This window comes from Ornithinibacillus gellani, assembly GCF_003730295.1.
In the GTDB taxonomy this organism is placed as follows: Bacteria; Bacillota; Bacilli; order Bacillales; family Amphibacillaceae; genus Ornithinibacillus_A; species Ornithinibacillus_A gellani.
This window is the reverse complement of sequence record NZ_QTSZ01000012.1, coordinates 1-972: the sequence shown is the minus strand read 5'-3', so window position 1 is coordinate 972 and position 972 is coordinate 1. Positions and strand designations below refer to the sequence as shown.

Here is a 972-nt window from a genome sequence, read left to right as displayed (position 1 = left end):
GAAACAGTTGGATCCTATTGTCAAAGAGTGGGCCGAAAGAACTTTGAAAAACCAGTATTACCGATATCTTTATGTTGATGCCATGTATATCAAAGTACGTGAATACCACAAAGTGGTATCCAAGGCTGTATATATTGCCATGGGTGTTAATACGGACAATAAGCGCGAAATCATTGGCTTTCAAATTGCGAATCAAGAGTCAAAACAAAATTGGACGCTGTTCTTTGATTCATTAATTCTTAGAGGGTTAGTCCAACCAAAACTCGTTATTTCCGATGCCCATGAGGGCCTAAAAACTGCTATTCAGGAACGGTTTCTTGGTTCAGGCTGGCAACGTTGCACCGTACATTTTTTAAGAAATATTATAGATGTAATGCCAAAGAAAAATACGGTGGAAGCAAGACAACACCTGAAGGAAATATTCAAAGCAGCTAACCTAGAAATATCAAGAAAGTTAAAAAATGAGTTCATTGAAAAGTATGAGAACGAAAAACGATTTGAAAAGGCTATTAAAACGCTTGATGCTGGTTATGAAGATGCTGTTCAATTTTACGCTGAGCCCCAATATACACATAAACATATTCGTACAACCAATTCCTTGGAACGGTTGAATAGCGAAGTTAGAAGAAGGGAAACGGTTATCCGCATCTTCCCGAATGAAGAATCTGCGTACAGGCTAATTGGTGCTGTCCTAATGGATTTGGAAGAAAATCTGGATCCAGGAAACAGGAAATTTTTAATAGAACCACAACAATAATGATACAAAATTAAAAAGCACGTAATTACTGCCCTCAGCTATTATGAAACTTTATGCCAGGATAATTTGACATGGAGCCTCTAGCGGGTATGATTTCACCAGCCAGAAGCCAGGTAAACAACAACTACCTGGCTATGCCGTAACAGGCTATCACACCCGCCCCTCCATATCAAATTGTATATCAGCAGGGAATCGACTTAGTGCTTTATAATTTT

At 38.6% G+C, this 972-nt stretch carries 1 protein-coding gene; it reads left to right on the top strand.

The window, feature by feature from the left end; all coding sequences use genetic code 11:
* Positions 1-757: IS256 family transposase (locus DX933_RS02985; protein ID WP_145962260.1), on the top strand; the 757-nt coding region annotated here is incomplete at its 5' end.
* Positions 758-972 lie beyond the last annotated feature (215 nt).